Source organism: Xenorhabdus khoisanae, assembly GCF_001037465.1.
GTDB classification, from domain to species: Bacteria; Pseudomonadota; Gammaproteobacteria; order Enterobacterales; family Enterobacteriaceae; genus Xenorhabdus; species Xenorhabdus khoisanae.
The window spans coordinates 1-21,803 of record NZ_LFCV01000071.1 but is presented as its reverse complement, the minus strand read 5'-3'; the positions used below and the strand labels follow the sequence as shown (position 1 = coordinate 21,803).

At 45.9% G+C, this 21,803-nt stretch carries 14 protein-coding genes; 5 read left to right on the top strand and 9 right to left on the bottom strand.

The window, feature by feature from the left end:
• Positions 1 to 123 precede the first annotated feature (123 nt).
• The gene (locus AB204_RS11760) at positions 124 to 1,077 is read left to right on the top strand and encodes a D-2-hydroxyacid dehydrogenase family protein (protein ID WP_047963562.1); all 954 of its coding nucleotides are present in this window, start codon (positions 124 to 126) and stop codon (positions 1,075 to 1,077) included.
• Between the two features lie 105 nt (positions 1,078 to 1,182).
• On the opposite strand, the gene tldD is transcribed toward AB204_RS11760, so the two are convergent.
• From tldD to mreB, 8 genes are all read right to left on the bottom strand, one after another.
• Positions 1,183 to 2,628, bottom strand: coding sequence for a metalloprotease TldD (gene tldD / locus AB204_RS11755; protein WP_047963561.1), 1,446 nt, complete (start codon positions 2,626 to 2,628; stop codon positions 1,183 to 1,185).
• Between the two features lie 17 nt (positions 2,629 to 2,645).
• Entirely contained in the window at positions 2,646 to 3,494 is an 849-nt protein-coding gene (gene nit1 / locus AB204_RS11750) for a deaminated glutathione amidase (protein WP_047963560.1), read from the bottom strand.
• Positions 3,491 to 7,345: an AsmA2 domain-containing protein YhdP gene (yhdP, locus tag AB204_RS11745; protein WP_047963559.1), complete on the bottom strand. Its 3,855-nt coding sequence runs from the start codon at positions 7,343 to 7,345 to the stop codon at positions 3,491 to 3,493. The genes nit1 and yhdP overlap by 4 nt, the downstream gene beginning before the upstream one ends.
• Before the next feature lie 90 nt (positions 7,346 to 7,435).
• Entirely contained in the window at positions 7,436 to 8,905 is a 1,470-nt protein-coding gene (rng, locus tag AB204_RS11740) for a ribonuclease G (RefSeq protein ID WP_047963558.1), read from the bottom strand.
• A complete protein-coding gene (locus tag AB204_RS11735) occupies positions 8,902 to 9,489 on the bottom strand; it encodes a Maf family protein (RefSeq protein ID WP_047963557.1) in 588 nt (195 codons plus the stop codon). The genes rng and AB204_RS11735 overlap by 4 nt, the downstream gene beginning before the upstream one ends.
• Before the next feature lie 129 nt (positions 9,490 to 9,618).
• Positions 9,619 to 10,107 carry a rod shape-determining protein MreD gene (mreD, locus tag AB204_RS11730; protein WP_047963556.1) on the bottom strand — a complete coding sequence of 163 codons (489 nt, stop codon included), beginning with the start codon at positions 10,105 to 10,107 and terminating at the stop codon, positions 9,619 to 9,621.
• Complete coding sequence (mreC, locus tag AB204_RS11725; protein ID WP_047963555.1) at positions 10,107 to 11,171, bottom strand: rod shape-determining protein MreC; 1,065 nt, start codon at positions 11,169 to 11,171, stop codon at positions 10,107 to 10,109. The genes mreD and mreC overlap by 1 nt, the downstream gene beginning before the upstream one ends.
• 108 nt (positions 11,172 to 11,279) lie before the next feature.
• Positions 11,280 to 12,323, bottom strand: coding sequence for a rod shape-determining protein MreB (gene mreB, locus AB204_RS11720; protein ID WP_010847922.1), 1,044 nt, complete (start codon positions 12,321 to 12,323; stop codon positions 11,280 to 11,282).
• Positions 12,324 to 13,057: 734 nt separating this feature from the next.
• On the opposite strand from mreB, the gene acuI reads away from it, so the two are divergent.
• From acuI to accC, 4 genes are all read left to right on the top strand, one after another.
• Positions 13,058 to 14,032 carry an acrylyl-CoA reductase (NADPH) gene (acuI, locus tag AB204_RS11715; protein WP_047963554.1) on the top strand — a complete coding sequence of 325 codons (975 nt, stop codon included), beginning with the start codon at positions 13,058 to 13,060 and terminating at the stop codon, positions 14,030 to 14,032.
• 208 nt (positions 14,033 to 14,240) lie between these two features.
• The gene (gene aroQ, locus AB204_RS11710) at positions 14,241 to 14,693 is read left to right on the top strand and encodes a type II 3-dehydroquinate dehydratase (RefSeq protein ID WP_047963553.1); all 453 of its coding nucleotides are present in this window, start codon (positions 14,241 to 14,243) and stop codon (positions 14,691 to 14,693) included.
• Positions 14,694 to 14,719: 26 nt separating this feature from the next.
• A complete protein-coding gene (gene accB, locus AB204_RS11705; RefSeq protein WP_047963552.1) occupies positions 14,720 to 15,175 on the top strand; it encodes an acetyl-CoA carboxylase biotin carboxyl carrier protein in 456 nt (151 codons plus the stop codon).
• Positions 15,176 to 15,187: 12 nt separating this feature from the next.
• Entirely contained in the window at positions 15,188 to 16,537 is a 1,350-nt protein-coding gene (gene accC, locus AB204_RS11700; RefSeq protein WP_047963551.1) for an acetyl-CoA carboxylase biotin carboxylase subunit, read from the top strand.
• A gap of 256 nt (positions 16,538 to 16,793) precedes the next feature.
• Here the strand turns inward: accC and AB204_RS20860 are convergent, their stop codons facing one another.
• Positions 16,794 to 21,617: an inverse autotransporter beta domain-containing protein gene (locus AB204_RS20860; protein WP_053067898.1), complete on the bottom strand. Its 4,824-nt coding sequence runs from the start codon at positions 21,615 to 21,617 to the stop codon at positions 16,794 to 16,796.
• Positions 21,618 to 21,803: the final 186 nt, after the last annotated feature.

The following is a 21,803-nucleotide window of genomic DNA, read 5'->3' as shown; positions in this document are numbered from 1 at the left end:
AGATTAGTTTAAGTTAACACTTTAAACCAAATGTTACGGATAAGTAACAAGAAATGAGGTAACCTTTAATTATTTTCACCCTGTTACCCTACATCATGAGAATTTACATAAAGGATGTCTCAAATGCCGTTAGTCGTTATTCCTGATGATTATCAACATGCTACAAAACACCTTCAAGCTTTGTACCAGAACAGTGATTTTGAGGTAGTTTGTCTGGGCGCCCTTGACCGTGATCCTAAAGCAGAAGAATTATTATCCAAGGCTGATGCCCTGATTCTGATACGTGAAAGAACACTTATTGATGAGAAATTTTTGTCTAAAGCGCCCAATTTAAAACTGATCAGCCAAACGGGAAAAGTTGCTTACAATATCGATCTGGAATTATGCAAACAGCGGGGCGTTGCCGTTGTTGAAGGTTTGGGTTCACCGATTGCCGCCGCCGAATTAACCTGGCTATTAATTCAAAGCTCCATACGCAGATTTGTACCTTCTGTAGAAGCCATGAAAAAAGGCCACTGGCAGACTGAATTTGGCGATACCGTGGCAGGAAAAATACTTGGCATAGTCGGTTATGGCAAGATAGGCCAACTTATTGCCAAGTACGCGCAAGCCTTTGACATGAAAGTACAGGTTTGGGGATCTTCCCGTGCTCAAGACCAAGCCCGTCAAGAGGGATTAATCGTTCCAGACTCGAGAGAAGCATTCTTCCAGACTTCAGATGTCATCACCTTACACCAACGGTTAGTCAAAGAAACCGCAGGGGGTATCACATTTGCTGATTTAACCAGAATGAAACCTACCGCAGTATTAGTAAATACAGCTCGCTCTGGATTGATAGAAGCCGGTGCATTGGAAAAAGCCCTCGATTCAGGAACACCGGGGTTTGCCGCATTGGATGTGTTTGATATTGAACCGATCTGGGATGCCAATCACCCTTTATTAAAGCGAGATAACGTACTTTGCAGCCCACATATCGGTTATGTCACTAAAAGCTGTTATGACATTTATTTCGAAAGTGCATTTAAAAATATTGAGCGCTATTTTTCTGGCGATGAAAACCCTGTGATTAATAAATAATTATCCGCAGATTCACATAATAAGCTACCGTCATATTTCAAGTTGCTGCTTTGTTGGTTGAGCTGCAACTTGAAATCTATTGAATATATATCGCTTAAGAAATTATCAGGCTGTTCCACCTACGGTCAGGTTATCCAGTTTCAAGGTTGGCTGCCCAACACCCACTGGTACACTCTGACCTTCTTTACCGCAGACACCGACCCCTTTGTCGAGGGACAGATCATTTCCAACCATTGAAATCTGCTGCATGGCTTCAATACCCGAACCAATTAAGGTTGCCCCTTTTACTGGCTTGGTGATTTTACCGTTTTCAATCAAATACGCTTCCGATGTTGAGAAAACAAATTTACCGGAAGTGATGTCCACCTGACCACCGCCGAAGTTCGGCGCATACAGACCACGATCAACACTGGCGATAATTTCTTCTGGTGTGGAATGACCCGCCAGCATATAAGTATTGGTCATACGTGGCATTGGCAAATGAGCATAAGATTCGCGTCGGCCGTTCCCCGTCGGAGCCACGCCCATCAGACGGGCATTGAGTTTATCCTGCATATAGCCTTTCAGGATGCCGTTCTCAATCAGCACGTTGTATTGCCCCGGAACGCCTTCATCATCAATAGACAGCGAACCACGGCGGCCTTCAATCGTGCCGTCATCCACGACTGTGCACAACTCAGAAGCCACTTTTTGCCCAATCTGACCGGAGAAAACAGAAGTTCCCCGACGGTTGAAGTCGCCTTCCAAACCATGACCGACTGCTTCATGCAGTAAAACTCCCGGCCAGCCAGCACCCAATACAACTGGCATAGTTCCCGCAGGGGCCGCAACTGCCGATAAGTTGACCAGTGCCATGCGTACCGCTTCACGGGCAAATTGTTCTGCCAGAACCTGACCATCTTCGGTTTGCAGGAAATATTCGTAACCGTAACGAGCGCCACCACCACTGGCTCCGCGCTCACGCTTACCATCTTCTTCCACCAATACGCTAACGGAAAGACGCACCAACGGACGAATGTCTGCGGCTAATGTGCCATCTGTTGCCGCCACCAGCACCTGCTCATAAACACCGGTCAAGCTGGCATTAACTTCTTGTACCCGGGGATCTTCTGCCCGGGCGATTTGATCAACCCGATGCAGCAAAGCAATCTTCTCTTCCCTGCTCATGCTCTGCAAAGGATCAATTGCCGGATAAAGTGCTTTATGTGTCACTGCGCCTAATGTATGTGCAATGCCATTACCCGTTTCTCTCACAATGCTGCGTGCTGCGTGAGCACTTTGCTGTAGAGCATTCAATGTGATTTGGTCAGCGTAAGCAAACCCTGTTTTTTCTCCGCTAACCGCACGGACTCCCACACCTTGATCGATATTATAGGAGCCGTCTTTAATGATGCGGTCTTCCAGTACCCATGTTTCATGGAAGCTGGATTGGAAATAGAGGTCGGCATAGTCCAGACGACGTTCCGCCAGTTGACCCAGAACAGAGAATAAATCTTGATGATTCAGATTATTAGCAGCCAGTAAGTGTTCACTGACATAAGTTAAACTCATAGTAATTACTCTTTACCTTAATTTGTATTCTTTTTTATCAAAGAAGTCAGTTGTGGACGGAAGCGATTGTGTTTCACCACTTTGATCTGCTCACGCATGTGAGTCAGACTATCCGGCCGGATATTAAGCTGTAATGCGCTGACAGTCAGAGGATTTTTCTTGATGACTTCCCCCCAACCACTCACCGCCATTGAGTGCCCCCATGTCCTGCGAGTGCCATGTACGCCAACCTGAGCAGGTGCCAGAATAATACATTGATTCTCAATGGCTCTGGCTCTCAGCAAGGGTTCCCAATGCGCCTTACCTGTCAGGCGGGTGAAAGCCGCCGGAACGGAGATAAGTTCCGCACCTTGTTCACGTAATGCCTGAAATAGCCCCGGAAAACGCAGATCATAACAGATAGTCATTCCCAAACGTCCCACAGGTGTATCGACAACGGTAATGTGTTCCCCACGCTGATAAATAGTGGATTCATTATAGGAACCATGCTCATCGTTAATATTGACATCAAACATGTGGATTTTATCGTAACGGGCACGGATTTCGCCCTGATCATCAAACAATAAGCTACTGCTTGTGATGCGAGAGGGATCTTCCCGGCTGATCATCGGCATAGAACCAATCAGCAGCCAGATACCGTAACGTTGTGCCATTTCACTCACAGCCTGCTGCAATGGGCCACTTCCCTGCACTTCTGCATATTCACGGTAGGTATCGGCATCTGCAAACAATAAAGCATTTTCTGGCGTCAGCACCAGTTGTACTGTGTCTGGCAATTGCTTAATCTGTTGTTCAATCTGCGCTAAGTTATGTTTAACGTTTGTACCACTGCATAATTGTAAAAGTGCAACATTGACATTTCTCATGGCCCTTTATTCTCCTTAAGCTGACGTAAAACCTCATCAATTTTAGGTTGTTCGAAGCTGCCCGTTAGCCGATAACGAATCACTGATATCTTGCTCCACAGCGGCCCCAGCACTTTTGTCGCTGCAAAAATCGCAGCACCAGCCACAGGGTTGACCGCAAAGGCTGTCGCGACCCCTACCGTTGCCGAAATTTCTGGCGTAATGACTAATTCCATATTGATCTGACGACGAACTAAGTCAGTCACCCCCGAGGCATTGATATCCGCTGCTAACCCATCAATGAGAAAATTATCGGTATGCATGACCCCATTTTTTATCGTTGCGTCGCCACGAATGGAATCAAAGGCAAAATCATTACTGAATGTGTCACTGAAATCCAATTGTAATTTACGCAACAACGCATCAAAACTGATAAGTCTTAGTAATTGCCCTGCTCTGCCACCGCCCAATTTGGCGATGGCGCCCTTTTTCATCTCTGCGGTCAGCGTTCCGTTCAGGGTTTTAAGATCGGGTTGCCACGGGACATCCTGCCACTTCAAATTGAAATCAAACTTAAAAGGTGCACCCACTATCGGGACAATAAATCCGAGATAAGCCACCATATCATCGAATTTTTTCCCCGATAGCTGCCCTTTGACTTGGGTATAATTTCCTGTGCTATTTTCATCCCAACGGCCGGTTTCATGCCAACGCCCGGACAGTGTCAGTTTTCCTGCGCTATTTTCTACTTTCCCGTTGGTCAGGATCAGGGAATCACCTTGCGGTATGAGCGATGCGGATACTTTGCCGAGTTTTAGCCCGGCGATCCAGCATTCTGTGCATTCAATATTCAATTCCGGCCAACTGCTCAGAGAATAATGGGGAGATGGCGCCTTATCCGGCGTTAATTTATTGGCATCAACTGGCAGATCCGTTGCAAACAAGGGATCGTAATAAAGATAATCGATTAACGCCCGAACCTGTTTATTATCTTGAATCCACAGATTGCCACTAATATCCTGCCCCACGGCATTGACGCTAGTACCATCAGCGTGTTGAACAATATTGAATGTGAGATCATCCCAGCGCTGCCCGGCAAGATCCAGTGAAGGCAACGAAATTTCAAATACACTTGGCCACCGCAAGCCATCATCATTTGATGAATTCCAACTCAGCGGCGCAATCAGTGCCAATAATTTTTCACCGTCAATTGCCGGTAGTTTTAACGCCAACAGCGATTTTTCCGGCAGGGCAGGAACTTCAACACCATCCGAATAAAAAGTCCCTCGTTGCAGCCGGACATGCTTTTCTTCCAGCTTCCATTGGCTATTGAATGCGTATTGTTTGCCTATTGAACCTTTCATCTGGAATTGGTTTATATTGCCTTCTGCAAAAACATTAACCTTATTCCATTCTTGCAGGGATTCTGTGTCCAATGCAGGCAATGTACTCTTGATATGCGACAAATCTGCGTTGATAGCGACACGATATTTTACGTCGTCCTTTGAAGTTCGATCACTTGGCGGTATCGTAATATTCACTTTCCCCTGCCAATTCAGTGTTCCGGACAACTTACGGCGAATTTCAGCAGGAAGTTCCGGTAATGTTTTCGCTGCCCAACCTGCATCTAAATCGACATCCACCTGATAATGTTTTGCTGAGTCCCGAGTGGAAAACCGCAGTGACAAAGGGTTTCCAAGCCAGTGTGCAGATAGGTTGTCACTTTTTAAGTCACCATTTTCAAAGCGAAATTTGCCGCTAAGGTGTTCCATCTTGCTATCCAATGGCTTGATGAAGAGATGGGTATCTTTTAGCATCACCTCTCCCCTTGCATTTACTTCGCCGTGTTCCAAAGGAATGTCCAAGTGAAGCTTGCCATCCACTTTACCGTCAAGTTGCAGGCTATCCAGTGCGCTGCCAATCGAATCCGCCATCGGGCTGTGATTAAAATAATCGTGGATATTCTTTCCATCCCCGGATATCCCGGCATCGATAAATAGCTGTTGCTTACCATAATCTGGAATCACTGCTGAAACTTCGGTGGCAGCCACTTTCCCCAGCCGTGCTTTCAGCGCCTGCATCTGTAATCCGTTATTTTGGAAATTCAGGTCAATATCCAAATCAAACAGGGCTGGCCAATCGGGTTGATATTCAAATGTTGCATCATGCAGAGGCACAAAAACCTGGAATTGGCCGTTGTTTTGTTTAAAAGGGAAATCATGGGGATTGCCCCGAAAAACCAAAGTGGCATTATCGACCTTTCCCTCAATCAAAGAGGCCGTCAGATAGTCTGTCAGAGATTCCCCCATCAGTGGCTTGGGAAAATAACGCCATGCCTCACCGATATCATTTACACGAATCCCTGCGAGCATTTTCAATAAAGGTTGGTCATTTTGTGGTTTCAGATAATGAAAATTTCCATTGAGCCACAGTGACTTTGCTTGCAAATCCAGCCCTTGACTCCAAACTTCCAAGCCATTCTGGCTATCTTTCCAAATAATCTGCCCTTCGCTGCTGGCAATATTGAGCGGGGCCTGAAACACACTGCCATAATCAATGGTACTGTTTTTCAAGCCAAATGTGAGATTACCCCACTGTTTATTGCCTTCCAACATGCCACTGAAATGGTCGGCTGAAGGCAGGTGTTTCCAGCGTAACCAGCTCACATCCTGCCATTTCATGCGAATTCCCAAGTCATCAGGCAACTCAGGGGTAATATCAAGGGCAAAACTATTTAACGTACCTTTCGGTTGCCAGTGCTGCCAATCCTTGACGATATCCGGCGTCACAAAAGAGAGTATCGGCAATAGTCCATTTAAACGCTCAAGCCGGATATTCTCAGCCCGTATCCGCCAATGATCTTTATCCTGATATTTGCGCGCTTCCTTAAGATAGAGTGCTGAGATATATCCCGCAGGCCACTGCTGACCGTTGGTTTTCAGGTTTGCCAGATTTGGAACATCAAACAGCCAGCCTTCATCCTGACGGCGCATCTGCAAGAGTAAATCATTCACCACAAGCTGGTGTTTTTCATTTTCCAGATGCCAGTTGGCTTCTCCTTGCTTTAGTTGCAAACGCCCGCTATCAATTCGCCCTTTCTTTAAGGTAATCCAACTCGCCAAACTGAAATGGGCATTTTCCAGCCCGGTATTATCCTTTAACCAACGGCTTAACCACAGCCGCATATCGATATCATCGGCTTGTAAATAAATAACGCCATTATCCAGAACACCATTGATATCGTTCAGATCCAATTTGACTTGTACAATACCTTCCTGACTATTAAGACCTTCCTGATTATTAAGTGAAGAAAGATTGACGCTGCCTTGTGCCCGATGGCGATTATTTTTATTCAACCATGTTAGTTGCGGTAATTGCAGTTCCGCCTTTTCACCGGATGGAGTCAGAAAAATCAGGCTGCTGTCATACAAATTAAAATGATTGAACTGTTCCAGAAACAGAGAGGAAAGGCTATTCGGCTCAGACAGCATGCTTTCGCCATCTTGCCCAAACAGTCCCTTATCATAATTCACTTGAAGCTGATAAAAAGACAAATCCCGAAAATACCAGCGCCACTGTAAAAGTGAACGCCAGATATCCAGAGAAAGTGTGATTTTTTTTGCATCAATGCCGACATGATCCGCCTTCGCACTGATATCCCGGATTTCCAGACTGGGGCCAAATGGCTCCCAATGACCGGTGATATAACCAATATCGACAGCGATATCCGTTGCGGCAGCAATTTTTTCTGTCAACTGCTGACGATATTCATTGATATGTGGCAGGAAGAAACGTAACCCGCTGACAAGCAAAGCCACAATGATAATGGCTATTGCGGCTGTCGCTAATAATATCCCCGGCAGTCGCCTCACACATTTCTCCTTGGTTGTCAGCGCGATTTATTTGAAAAAACACTATCTAAAAGACGCTATTTAAAAACAGACTCTCTGCAAATTGGTGCTTTACATCATCACAACGTCAAATTGCTCTTGGCTGTAAAGTTGCTCTGTCTGTACTTTGACCTGTTTTCCCACAAAGATTTCCACTTCTGCCAACACGTGAGATTCATCCCCTTTCAGGGCATCACTGACGGCTGGAGAGGCATAAACCAGAAAACGATCTGCATCAATTGCACGATTGACACGCACAATTTCGCGCAAGATTTCATAACATACGGTTTCAACGGATTTCACCGTACCACGCCCCTGACAAGCCGGACAGTTATCACACAGAATATGTTCAATACTTTCTCGTGTACGCTTACGCGTCATTTCCACCAACCCTAATTGGGAAAAACCATTGATGGTGGTTTTCACACGATCTTTACTCAATGCCTGCTCTAAGGAAACCAATACGCGGCGACGGTGTTCTACATTACTCATGTCAATAAAATCAATAATAATAATGCCGCCTAAATTACGTAACCTTAATTGCCGGGCGATCGCTTGTGCTGCTTCGATATTGGTATTAAAGATAGTCTCTTCCAGATTACGGTGTCCAACAAAAGCACCGGTATTAATATCGATTGTCGTCATGGCTTCCGTCTGATCAATAATCAGATAACCACCCGACTTTAATTCCACCTTGCGTTCCAGCGCCCGCTGAATTTCATTTTCCACACCATACAGATCAAATATCGGCTGATTGCCCTGATAATGTTCTAATTTGGCGTTCATTTCAGGAATATATTCATCAATAAATTCCTGTAATTGCGTGAATGTCTGGCGGGAGTCAACCCGAATGCGATCAAGGGAAGCGCCAACAAAATCACGCAAGATACGCTGGGCCAGCGCCAATTCACCGTAGACTTTATTTTTTGTGATATTACGTTTCTTACGTTCAATCACCTTACTCCACAAGCGCTTCAGAAATGCCGCATCTTGCACCAGTTCTTCGGTTCCCACACCTTCGGCAGCAGTACGGATAATAAACCCGCCATGCTCATCACAATAATCCATGACAATGCTTTTCAGGCGTCCACGCTCTTCTTCGCTCTCTATCCGCTGTGAAACACCAACATGCGATGCCCCCGGCATAAATACCAGATAACGTGATGGTAAAGTGATATCTGTCGTTAAACGCGCGCCTTTTGTTCCCAGAGGATCTTTCACCACCTGTACAATGAGATCCTGCCCCTGATGCACCAGTTCGGCGATATCCCTGACATGAAAATTCTTCCGCTCTTCACCTGCAATACACTCAGTATGGGGCATAATATCCGAAGCATGCAAAAAAGCGGCTTTCTCCAGCCCGATATCCACAAAAGCCGCCTGCATCCCGGGCAACACCCGGCTCACGCGCCCTTTATAAATATTTCCTACAATGCCCCTTCTGGCTTCCCGTTCAATATGGATTTCTTGCAAAATACCGCCATCAATATAAGCAACCCGCGTTTCGGATGGTGTTACATTGACTAATAACTCTGCTGTCATGAATAATTCTTCCCGTCAGCTAACGCTAAAAATCGTGTGATTAATTCATTCGTTTCCACCAATGGTAAGCCGACAACAGCATGGTAACTGCCATTAATTTTTCTAACAAAACAGCCGCCTTTACCTTGAATGCCATAAGCCCCGGCTTTATCCATTGGCTCCCCAGTTACAATATATTCCTGTATTTCCGGTTGGGATAACTGGCGGAATATCACATCTGTAATGACTTTCTCACTCAAGGTATGTTGACTGTTCGATAAAGCTACAGCCGTGATAACCTGATGGCACTGGCCTGACAAAGCACTCAGTATTTCAGCGGCGTGTTGTTGATCGCGGGGTTTTTCCAGAATACGGTTATTCAATACAACAATGGTATCGGCTCCCAGAACGGGATAATCATGTGGCGCAATGGTGACTCCAGCCTGTGATTTTTCTCTGGCTAATCGAGTGACATATTGCTCTGGAGACTCCCCTTCACGCCATTTTTCTTCAACCTGAGGTCTCAGGATCTCAAAATTAAAATCTAACAATTCCACCAGCTCACGTCGTCTTGGCGAGCCAGAAGCTAAATAAATGGTTTTCATCGTGAGTCATCCTTAGAGTTTATCTCAACCGGCTATTTTAATTCGTCATCGTTTTAATTTGTCATGGTTTTTAATATGACATGGTTTTAATATGACATAGTTTTTCATATGACACAGTTTTGCCCGCTGTTAACGAACTGAAAACTGACGGCGGATTTTCCGCATTAATAAGAACAGCCAAGGCCAGAGAATACCATTGACCACCCCATTCCAGAACACTTCTGGATGGAATGCCGTCTTCGGCAATACAACGTGGGCTAGGAAAACGCAGAGGTTCATCAGGCTTGAAAGACCCAACACGACCAGAGCTTGCTGCCAGAGTGACATATTACGAATAAGCTGAAATTTGAAAGCCACCAGAAAACTGATCATACTGAACGCCAGGGCATGTGCGCCCAGAATACTTCCATGCAGCAAATCAGTGATAACCCCCAATACAAACCCCGTCCCCACGCTGATGCGATGAGGAAGTGCCAGTAACCAGTAAATTAAGCACAAAAATAATAAAGTAGGCCGGAATACAAAGAATTGTTCCGGCCACGGCATAATTTGCAGTACTATCGCAACCAGGAAAGATAACCAAATAACCCAACTTCTTCGGCTATGGTACTGACTCATTAACGATTTCCTGTAGCTGTTGATGATGGTTTTAGTGATGACTTTTCGGCTGGCCTTGTTTTTTCAACCGGATTTATTGCAGATGATGTTTGGTTTTTATCTTTTTCCGCTTCGCCTGATTTCGGTGTCAGCAACTGCGGTTGCTCATCCGATGGGTTTGGCAATACCTGCGGTAGCATCTGCATCAAACGCTCATTAGCGGCACGGTATACTTCCGAAGGCGGCAATGGTTCAGATGGGTTGTTACCTGCTCCCCATAATAGCAACAGATAGCGCAAGCGCCGCAACTCAGCCAATGGACGAGCCTGAATCACTGCATGAGCCCGCTGGTTATCAATTTTAACAGAGGAAACCACCGCCACAGGATAACCCTCCGGGAAACGCCCGCCCAAACCCGATGTCACCAATACATCACCTACGCGAATATCGGTATCACTCGGCAGAGGTTCTAGCTGGAGATCGTCTGTACATCCTGCTCCACCCACGATAACGCGAATATCATTACGCAGTACCTGCACAGGCAGTGCATGAGTCGGATCACAAATCAGCAATATCCGGCTGCTCAATTGGCTGACCGAAATGACTTGCCCCACAACACCCCGATCACTGATAACAGGCTGCCCTTCATAGACGCCATCTTTAGCGCCTTTATTTATGACAACCTGATCGCGGTAGGGGTCCATACCTCCTGAAATCACCTGCGATACCATCATGTGTTCATCACTACGCAAAGGCGAACCCAATAATTCACGCAACCGGGCGTTTTCATGTTTCAATTGCCCCAACAGTAACAAATTACTGCTCTGCGATCGTAATTCATTACGCAGAGTTCGATTTTCTAGTTCGAGTTGGTTGCGGCTGGTCAGAGATTCAGAAATACTGTCCAAAAATTGGCGCGGCCCATTGGCAAGAAAATAAAACGGACTCACAGCCGTATCCATATAGCTACGGATTTTATTGAAAACACCGAGGCGGCTGTCTGCCACAATCAGAATAATGGCAATAATAACAGCAAAAAAGAGTCGTAGTTGCAGAGAAGGCCCTCTGCTGAAAATCGGCTTCATAAATTGCGCATTGTTGGGCTGTGTTGTCTCATTAATGATAAAACTCCGGAATAATCAGCAAGGAGGCTCCAAAGAAATATGCCCGCCTCCCAGCTCGCAGAGTTACTTTCAGTCTTCGCTGAACAGATCGCCGCCATGCATGTCGATCATTTCCAGCGCCTTGCCGCCACCACGAGCAACACAGGTGAGTGGATCTTCAGCCACAATAACAGGAATGCCAGTCTCTTCCATCAACAAACGATCAAGATTACGCAGTAACGCACCACCACCAGTCAGTACCATACCACGTTCGGAAATATCAGAAGCCAATTCTGGTGGACACTGTTCCAGGGCGACCATGACAGCGCTAACAATACCGGTCAGCGGTTCTTGCAGAGCTTCAAGAATTTCATTGGAATTCAGGGTAAAGCTGCGAGGTACACCTTCTGCAAGGTTACGGCCACGCACTTCAATTTCGCGTACTTCATCTGTCGGGTAAGCAGAACCAATTTCATGTTTGATACGCTCTGCCGTTGCTTCCCCGATCAGGGAACCATAATTACGGCGAACATAATTGATAATGGCTTCATCAAAACGGTCTCCACCGATACGCACAGAAGAAGAATAAACCACACCGTTCAGAGAGATAACAGCAACTTCGGTGGTTCCTCCGCCAATATCCACTACCATTGAGCCTGTCGCTTCGGAAACAGGCAGACCTGCACCGATGGCGGCCGCCATTGGCTCTTCAATCAGGAATACTTCGCGGGCACCTGCACTTTGGGCAGATTCACGAATGGCGCGACGCTCAACCTGAGTCGCCCCAACAGGCACACACACCAGCACGCGCGGGCTTGGGCGCATGAAACTGTTATTGTGAACCTGCTTGATAAAATGCTGTAACATCTTTTCTGTGACATAAAAATCGGCAATAACACCATCCTTCATAGGACGGATAGCTGCGATATTACCCGGAGTACGTCCCAGCATCTGCTTTGCTTCCAGCCCCACGGCTGCAACGCTTTTTGGTGAGCCGGCTCTGTCTTGGCGAATGGCAACAACAGAGGGTTGATCCAATACTATTCCCTGACCTTTGACATAAATAAGGGTATTGGCAGTACCCAAGTCAATGGACAAATCGTTGGAAAACATGCCACGAAATTTCTTTAACATAACGAAAGGATAATCCTGCAAGCTGGGGACGGAGATTGTCCGTCTACTCTACCAACCACATGAAGCAGCGACAAGGCGCATAATTAACTACTTTTACTACTTCAATAAAAGTGGCTACGTTATTCACATCAGAATCACGATATTCTACGTTACTTTTCTCTGACGGAGCAGAAAAAAACTGCATAAAAATGGGTTAATTTCACCAATAACCTCATCACAGCATTCCAAAATCACCTGATGCACCAAAAAACCAACATTATAGTGCATATTACGAGGCTTCCACCGCGTTTTTCGAGATTCTATATTGCCCTACAATCATTTTAGCAAGTTCAACCAATATTCACTTTTTCTCAAAAATTTTCTTCTTTCTACTGTCGTCAGGAATAGTTTCCTAAGTATAAAAGTAATAGATAAATTTGTGAGGCTAAGGATTGGATTTGAAAAAATATCGTCACTGTCAACGGCAAGTAACGAAAATAAGGACTATTCTGAGTCGGTTCTCAAAAGTACTCTCCTTATTGTTATTCTGTATATTATTATCTTTTACAGTGCCATCCTGAATAAAAATAAGTAACTACAGTTTTGCCACTCTCTATCACAATATCGTTGCCTGCCCGTTTCAGCTTATTCGATTTTATCTATATTGTGGGGAGACAGAATTGTGGTGAGACAGAATTGTGGTGATGCCAAACAGGTAATGGTATCAGCGAGATACCCAGCAAGGGAGAATAACCATGAAAGCCTTATTGCTTGACCAACATGAAACATTATCAGCGTCCATTCAGGATATTGATACGTCTCAATTACCCTCAGGTGCGGTGACCGTTGATGTCCATTGGTCAACACTCAATTATAAAGATGCCCTCGCCATTACAGGTAAGGGTAAGATCATCCGACAATTTCCGATGATACCGGGGATCGACTTTGCCGGTGTTGTTCATCATTCCGAAGATCCGCGTTTTCATGTTGGTCAACACGTTTTACTGACCGGCTGGGGAGTGGGAGAAACACATTGGGGCGGGCTGGCAGAACAAGCCAGAGTGTCTGGTGATTGGTTGACGCCATTGCCGCAAGCATTAACGGCCCGACAAGCAATGATCATCGGCACGGCTGGTTTTACGGCCATGTTATGTGTCATGGCGCTGGAACAAGGCGGGGTAACACCTGAAAGCGGAGACATCGCCGTGACAGGCGCCAGTGGCGGTGTTGGCAGCACGGCGATTACTCTGCTGTCACAATTGGGTTATTCTGTCGTCGCGATTAGCAGCAAATCCGATAATCACGATTATCTGCTTTCACTCGGTGCAAAAGCGGTTCTGCCTGCCAGTGATTTTAACCAACCATCACGCCCATTGGAAAAACAGCGTTGGGCGGGGGTAATTGATACCGTCGGAGGCAAGATATTGGCGACCTTGCTGGCACAAGTGAACTATAACGGTACGGTAGCAGCCTGTGGTATGGCGAGTGACGGCCAATTGCCCACCACCGTCATGCCTTTTATCCTGCGCAACGTCCGTTTGCAAGGTGTGGCATCCGTGACTGCTTCAGCTTCGGAACGCCCTGCCATTTGGCAACGCTTGCAAACGCTGCTGCCTGATTCTTTCTATCAACAGACAGCCAATGAAATCACTCTGGATCAGGTTATCGAATATGCCAATAAACTGATTAACAATCAGGTCACAGGCAGAACGGTAGTGAAGGTGAGGTGAAGGTGAAGGTGAAGGTGAAGGTGAAGGTGAAGGTGAAGGTGAAGGTGCGCTGATAAGACCAGTATTTAGCTGCTAAATGCCACGATATGTTTATAATGTCGGGCTTTATCGTCAAATTTACAAATCTAGTTATCAGAAAGAGATGACAAACCGTTGACATCGAGTTATCTTGGTCGATTGTTGACAGATTGCCGGAGATACCCGCACAATGGCAGACAAGTTTCGCATTTTACTCTTGAATGGCCCCAACCTGAACCTGTTGGGAACACGAGAGCCAGAGACCTACGGCAAGTTAACGCTCGATGACATCGTTAACAAACTGTCAAAAGAAGCTCACCAATCGGGAGTCGAATTATCCCATCTGCAATCCAATGCAGAATCTGAACTGATTGAGAGAATTCATTCGGCGCGGGGCAATACTGATTTTATTCTGATTAACCCTGCGGCATACACGCATACCAGTGTGGCACTACGCGATGCACTTCTGGCAGTGAATATCCCATTTATTGAGATTCATCTCTCCAATGTGCATGCCCGTGAGCCATTCCGCCACCACTCATATCTTTCCGATATTGCAGTAGGCGTGATCTGCGGGTTAGGTGCAGATGGTTATAGTTTCGCATTACAGGCAGCGGTCAACCGCTTGTCAACATCCAACTAATTATATAAGAGTACGGAATCACACTCATGGATATTCGTAAGATAAAAAAATTGATCGAGCTGGTTGAAGAATCTGGCATTTCTGAACTGGAAATTTCTGAAGGTGAAGAGTCAGTACGCATCAGCCGTACGACGGTAGCACCCGCGATGCCAATGACTCAACAATATATTTCTGCACCTGTTCATCAGCCGGTACAAACCGCTGCTCCGGCTGCGCCAGCCGTTGCTGACAAACCAGCAGAAATCAGCGGTCACATTGTCCGCTCCCCAATGGTTGGTACGTTCTACCGTTCACCAAGCCCAGATGCGAAACCTTTCATTGAAGTCGGCCAGCATGTCACTCAGGGCGAAACCCTGTGCATCGTCGAAGCCATGAAAATGATGAACCAGATCGAAGCGGATAAAACCGGCGTAGTGAAAGCGATTCTGGCTCAAGACGGTCAACCTGTTGAATTCGACGAGCCACTGGTCGTCATCGAATAACGAGGCGTCCCCATGCTTGAAAAAATTGTCATTGCTAACCGCGGTGAAATAGCACTGCGTATCCTGAGAGCCTGTAAGGAACTTGGGATCAAAACCGTTGCGGTACACTCTGCGGCAGACCGTGACCTGAAGCACGTCCTGCTGGCAGATGAAACCGTCTGCATCGGCCCTGCGGCATCAGCAAAAAGCTACCTGAACATTCCCGCCATTATTTCTGCGGCGGAAATCACTTGCGCACAGGCGATCCATCCCGGTTATGGCTTCCTGTCTGAAAACGCTGACTTTGCTGAGCAAGTTGAGCGTTCTGGCTTTATTTTCATTGGCCCGAAAGCGGATACTATCCGTTTGATGGGGGATAAAGTTTCCGCTATCAGCGCGATGAAAAAAGCCGGCGTGCCTTGCGTTCCCGGCTCTGATGGCCCATTAGGTGACGATGCCGAGAAAAACAGAACGATTGCAAACCGTATCGGCTATCCGGTGATCATCAAGGCATCGGGCGGCGGTGGCGGTCGTGGTATGCGCGTTGTACGCCGCGACAAAGATCTGGAACAATCCGTCGCCATGACCCGCGCAGAAGCGAAAGCGGCGTTCAACAACGACATGGTGTACATGGAGAAATTCCTTGAAAATCCACGTCACGTTGAAATTCAGGTCTTGGCTGATGGTCAGGGCAATGCACTCTATCTGGCTGAGCGTGACTGCTCCATGCAGCGCCGCCACCAGAAAGTGGTGGAAGAAGCGCCAGCACCGGGTATTTCTCCGGAACTGCGCCGCAGAATCGGTGAACGCTGTGCTAATGCCTGTATTGAAATCGGCTATCGCGGAGCGGGTACATTCGAATTCCTGTACGAAAACGGTGAATTCTACTTTATTGAGATGAATACCCGTATTCAGGTTGAGCATCCAGTGACTGAGATGATCACCGGCGTTGACCTGATCAAAGAACAGTTACGTATCGCCGCAGGTATGCCGCTGTCCATCAAACAGGAAGATATCGAAATCAAAGGTCACGCGATCGAATGCCGTATCAACGCAGAAGATCCGAAAACCTTCCTGCCAAGCCCGGGCAAAATCACCCATTTCCATTCACCGGGTGGCTTTGGTGTGCGTTGGGAATCCCATATCTATGCGGGATATACCGTACCGCCTTACTATGATTCCATGATCGGCAAATTGATAACTTACGGCGAAACCCGTGAAGTTGCCATTGCGCGTATGAAGAATGCACTGGCAGAGTTGATCATTGATGGCATCAAAACCAATATCGATCTGCAACTGGCGATCATGAATGACGAAAACTTCCAGAAAGGCGGAACCAATATCCACTATCTGGAAAAGAAACTGGGTCTGCATGAGAAATAAGGTTTTTTAACCCTCATTCAGAACAGATGAATTTGAGTGAATGAAATCCCATCTTTTTTACAGATGGGATTTTTTTATACTTTCAAGGAGGATATGGTTGAGTATTAATCTAATTCTTCCTATGTTGTATAAACAATATTGATATTCATTACAAGCGAGGCTGAATAATCGCACTAAATTCACTTAGTTGTTTTGATCACCACCCCTGAAAAGGGGGGGTTCCTTAAGAAAAATATAATAAATAAAAAATTAGCTCTTACTTGCGACAAACCATCAGGAAACGACGTGGCACCGAAGCAATATGAGTTTGACCAATGTTAAGAAGTACAACTTCCGCACGGTTTGGTGAAAAATTTGCTGACGTCCAGATCGGAAAACGCGGGTCATTAATATGATTAGCAGGCCAACCGTAATGAGTATAAAGAGAATAGTTGGCTTCCCCTAAATTTAAGATAGCCAAGTCTAGTGCCTCCATAACAGTCGGTAGACTTGCATTTAATTTATTCTGACAGTAGTCACTTGCTTCGCCCCAAGTCAGCATTGACCAGTATTCGTTGTTTCCATCAATATAAATTTGATATTCAGTCTCTGTGGCCAGCCGAGGACGATAGAAAGTATTTTTACCATCATTAACTTCTTCTGGCATATGCCCCCAATAATTAGCTTTATCCGTATCAGGGCTGGTAAGCACAGTAAAAATAACATCCTGTGTTTTAGTTTCAGTATTAACACCCGTACCTTCATTTACCGTTATCAAAACAGGTGTTTTCAGACCAATACTGCTTTTATCCGTAACCGTAATCATCAATTCACCATTTTGGTCGGTATAGCCTGTGTAAGTATCTCCGTTTTTGTAGGCCTTACCTGTTATTTCAAACTGTGCAGTAGGATCGACCAGATCCGTTTTATCTCTGCCAATGGCTTTCCCCAATTCAATCTTAATCGGCACTCCTCTTATGATACTGCCATCTTTCAGAGTCTTGATAGTGAGAATCATCGGTTCTTCTCTTCTCACTTTAGGTGCTTTCTTTCCATTACCTAAATCTTGCTCAGTGCTCACATTCCATGTCACATCAAGTGCCTCCGCGATCCCCAACACCATACCTTGCGCTCGTACAAGCCCACCGATTTTCCCTTTGCCATTCTTAGGGCGCACAGCTAAGGCAATAATTTTGCCTGCGTGTTTATCCGTCAGTTCAAAAGACTCGGGAACATGATCTTTCTTATCGATGACATCATTGGAAGTTTCTATCGCCTGAATGGTCGGATCATCCTCTCCAGGTTCATGTATTCCCCATACATAGAGGGAGTTATCATCCAGATGACCATTGTTATCATCAAAGGTATAAGTTGCCGTTATTTTCTTGCCTATCACCAATGGACCAATCATTTTAAGATCGGTAATAACAGGATCTTTATCTGGATCAATGGCGCCACCTTGAGGGGTTCCCCCACCAGAGTGATTTCCTTCCTCCCATTTCATACCGCTGCTGATCATTTTGATGTCGTCCGCTTTCACACCCCGAGCATTTTCAGCTTGAATCGAAAACTCGATAATCCGATGAACATCGTTAGCCTCCAGAAAATAATCTACTTCACTGATCTGTTCGGCTCTATCGGGGCCAGTACCTATCTTACAATCAGTACCATCAGGTGTGCCATCTAATTGCTTGCGACACCATGTGTACCCCGATTTATCCGTGATATCCCCTGTGCCAGCCTCAAAGATGTATTTAGCGGTCAGTGTTTTTCCCTTCTCCAGAATACCTTCCAACTTAAGCTCACTGATTGCCGGTTTGCCCTCTGGATCAAAAATGCTACCCTGTTTACCTCCCTTAGGAGTACTCGTTTTATTGCCATCCTGTTCGTTCATGCCGGTATCCACAGTACGAAGCAGACCCGCTATGTTTTCACCATTAATCGGTTTAACCGAAATCGCTAATATTTTACCGGCATCTTCTTTTTTCAGATCTCGCATCAATGTTCCCGTTTTTGCCTTACTATCCTTACTGTCGGTAGGAACGGATATCAACTGATCATCAGTAACCACAACATCCTTATCGTGCCACATATATTTTGAGCTATCCGTGTCATTACCACCATGACTATCAAACTGATAAGTGGCTGTCAGGTGTTTTTCAACTTCCAAATCACCACTCAGGGTCAGTCTCGTGATGACTGGGCCAGCATTTGGATCACTGACTCCTCCTTCACTATTACCGCCCGTCGTCTTGTTTCCCAATGCCCCTTTGCTCAAAGTGACTGTTTCTGGAGGGAAATGAACAACCTGTACTGCATTGGCTGCTAATACCGACAGTTCTAATACCTTACCCACTGCTGTTGGTGAAATGGTATATTCAAGCACCGTACCTTTATCCTTCACATTGCCTGACAGCATCAATCCATCCGCGTTTGTATGGACACTGGATAAGGTTTCAATATGTTTTGCTTCGGCAAGTGACGTCACTTTGTTTGCAGTCGTGTTTTCTTCTCCCCAGGCAAAGAAAGAATGGTCAGTGTCATTACCACCATTGGCATTAAACTGGTAAGTCGCATTGAGCTTTTGACCTTGTTCCATAATTCCAGTGACAGTGAGATCGCTAACTGTTGGGGCATTAATGGCATCAAACTGGATTCTCGTTTTATTTTTCAGTGGATTACCATCCACAGTTGTGGTGGCTTCCCAAGCCCCCGTGTTCGTTCCAGCCATAACGTTTACTTTGTAAGTTCCACTTCCCTCGGGCTCTTCTTTTACCTTACCAATGACAGGATTTGTTCCACTACCGCCTAATTCACTCCCCGTAAGTTTGATACTTCCCACTGCATTAGTGATAGGATTGCCATTCTTGTCTTTCAAATTCAGTGTCAGAATAGTTTGTTGTTTACCATCTGCCGCTAGTTCCTTGTTTTCCGGTACAAAACCTTTGTTTTCCGTATCAACGATATTTGCCAACGATTCCCCAATAGTCAGCGTTACAGAATGTTCCAGCTTTTTGCCATTGGCCGTTGGGGTAACAGTCACACTACCTTTTTTTTCTCCGCCAGTGACTTTCCATTCATAATGACCACTACCCGGAGGTACTTCTTGTGCCTGACTCATTTCCAGTCCTTTGCCTGCACCATGTAAACCGTGAGTATTAACATCAAGACTCAGGCTATCCGTTGCCCCCGTTATCGGATTACTGTCTTTATCCATCAGCTCCAATACCAACAGACTCGATTCCCCTAACGCCAGTTCCTCGCCCCCTATAACCTTAAGCTGCGAGTTTTTTGGGTCAATCAATGCTTCCAATGAAGCACCAAAATTAATAGTGCTTGGCTTTAATTTCTGACCATCCACAGTTGGCGTAATTTTCCATACACCATGCTTGGTGCCAGCAGTAGCAATCACTTCATAAATACCACTCCCTTCCGATACTTCTTTAATTTCTGCGCTCAGTTCAGGGTTTTTACCTTCGCCTTTTAGCCCGCTAAGTTCAGGTGTGAGTGTAATGTGATTCGCAGCACCGCTGATAGGCCTACCGCCCTTATCGATCAGCTTCAACCGGAACACAGTTTGAGCTTTTCCATCCGCCACCATTGATTGATTGAGCGGCTCAAAACCGGAATTTTTCAGGTCAACCGCCAAAGCGATCACCTGTATCTGTGTTTCAGCCTGTTCGGAAGCATTGCCCTGATTATCATAGGCAATGCCGGATAGGATGTAGGTATTGTTACCCTTGCTATAGTATGGTGGCAAAGTCAGTACATAACGCGCACCACCGCGAACCTGCTGAGTAACCACGCTTTTGAACAGTTGATGTGCTTGCCCATTAACCGGCTGAACGGCCAGATTTTCTGCCTGCTCCGGTGTATCCAGTTTCTCCAACTTACCACCAGCCGCCGCAAGTCTCGCCGTATCCCAGACAATCTCTTTCAGGCCATATTTGCTGCTGACATTGATATTCAACGGAAACACTTCACCGCCGTACCCACGAACCCGATCCTCCATCATCAGACGTATCAGATCTTTTTTACGATACTCCAAGACGATTTGATTATTACGATCAACCAAATCATAACGTCCTCCTTGCAGGGTACGTTTAAACGCCATCGCATCGGGATCAATCTGTTTTGACCACGGTGTGCCGAGTTCATAGTTCAGGCCAAGATTAAGTAAGGTTTCCCCTTTCCCTTGTGCACTCTGCTTGCGATCTACTCCCAGAGTCACCAACGGGATTGGGGTATAACTGGCGCCTACGGTAAAAACTGATGGGTTTTTCTGCCGATGCTCTTCGCTCAGCAGGCCAACCTCATTACCAAAATACTGCTCATAAACCAGCTTGCCTCCCAATTGTGGATAAGTGGGAAGATAACCTTCGGCACGCAAGTCAAACCCATTAGCCGGGCGTTCATCGTAATCTTGCAGTTTTTTCCCCGCTTTCCAGCCACTCGCCCGGAAATAGCCGTTTGCCCCGAATTTCATAAAATCACGGGCATATTCAGCACCAATACCAAGGCGGGTATGGTCACGGGTAATATCATGATCAAGAAAGGCGTTATAACCAAACATGCTGTTATCAAGGAAATGGCGCTGTCCTAAGCCAAAGTTAGTGGTGGTGCGGCTGTCAATGCGACGCAGACCAAACTGGGTAAAAACCATCTGTTTTTTGGTGTCGTACAGCGGCAACAACATATCGAACTGGCTGCCTTCCAGGTGCCCACGTTTATCCACATTGGCCTGTACCTTGACCGTACCATAACGTTGCAGCCAACTTTGCAATGCTTGATTGGCTTCACTCACAGCCAAGCCGTGTAACTGGTTTTTTACACTGTCCACGACATTACCATTTTTCAACATGCCCGCCGCACGGGAGGCCGCCCCCGCCAACCAACGTTCAGTGTCATCTCCCTGCTTCGTCCGTAAGTTATCAAGAGGACGACTTTCCTGTGCAACAATAGGCGAATTAGCAGCCATTACTGAAGAAGTAAACGCACCCGATATCGGGAAAACAACTTGGACCAGAATATTTATCCAGACTACCCATTTAATCCGGTAGCGCTGTTGATCTGTCCATTGCCTTCTGTATTCTTGTAGCATATTTAGCAACCCTTTTGATTAATACTATTGCTCTCAACTAATGTCACAAGCTGATAACATTCATGCCTGATTTTTATTTCTGATAGATGTTTAATTAAGGCAGATAAACAAGATCATTGTTTGCCGTCTATGATGTTCAAATTATTTAATTTGAAAAATAAAAGCCTAATTCGATTACCTATATAA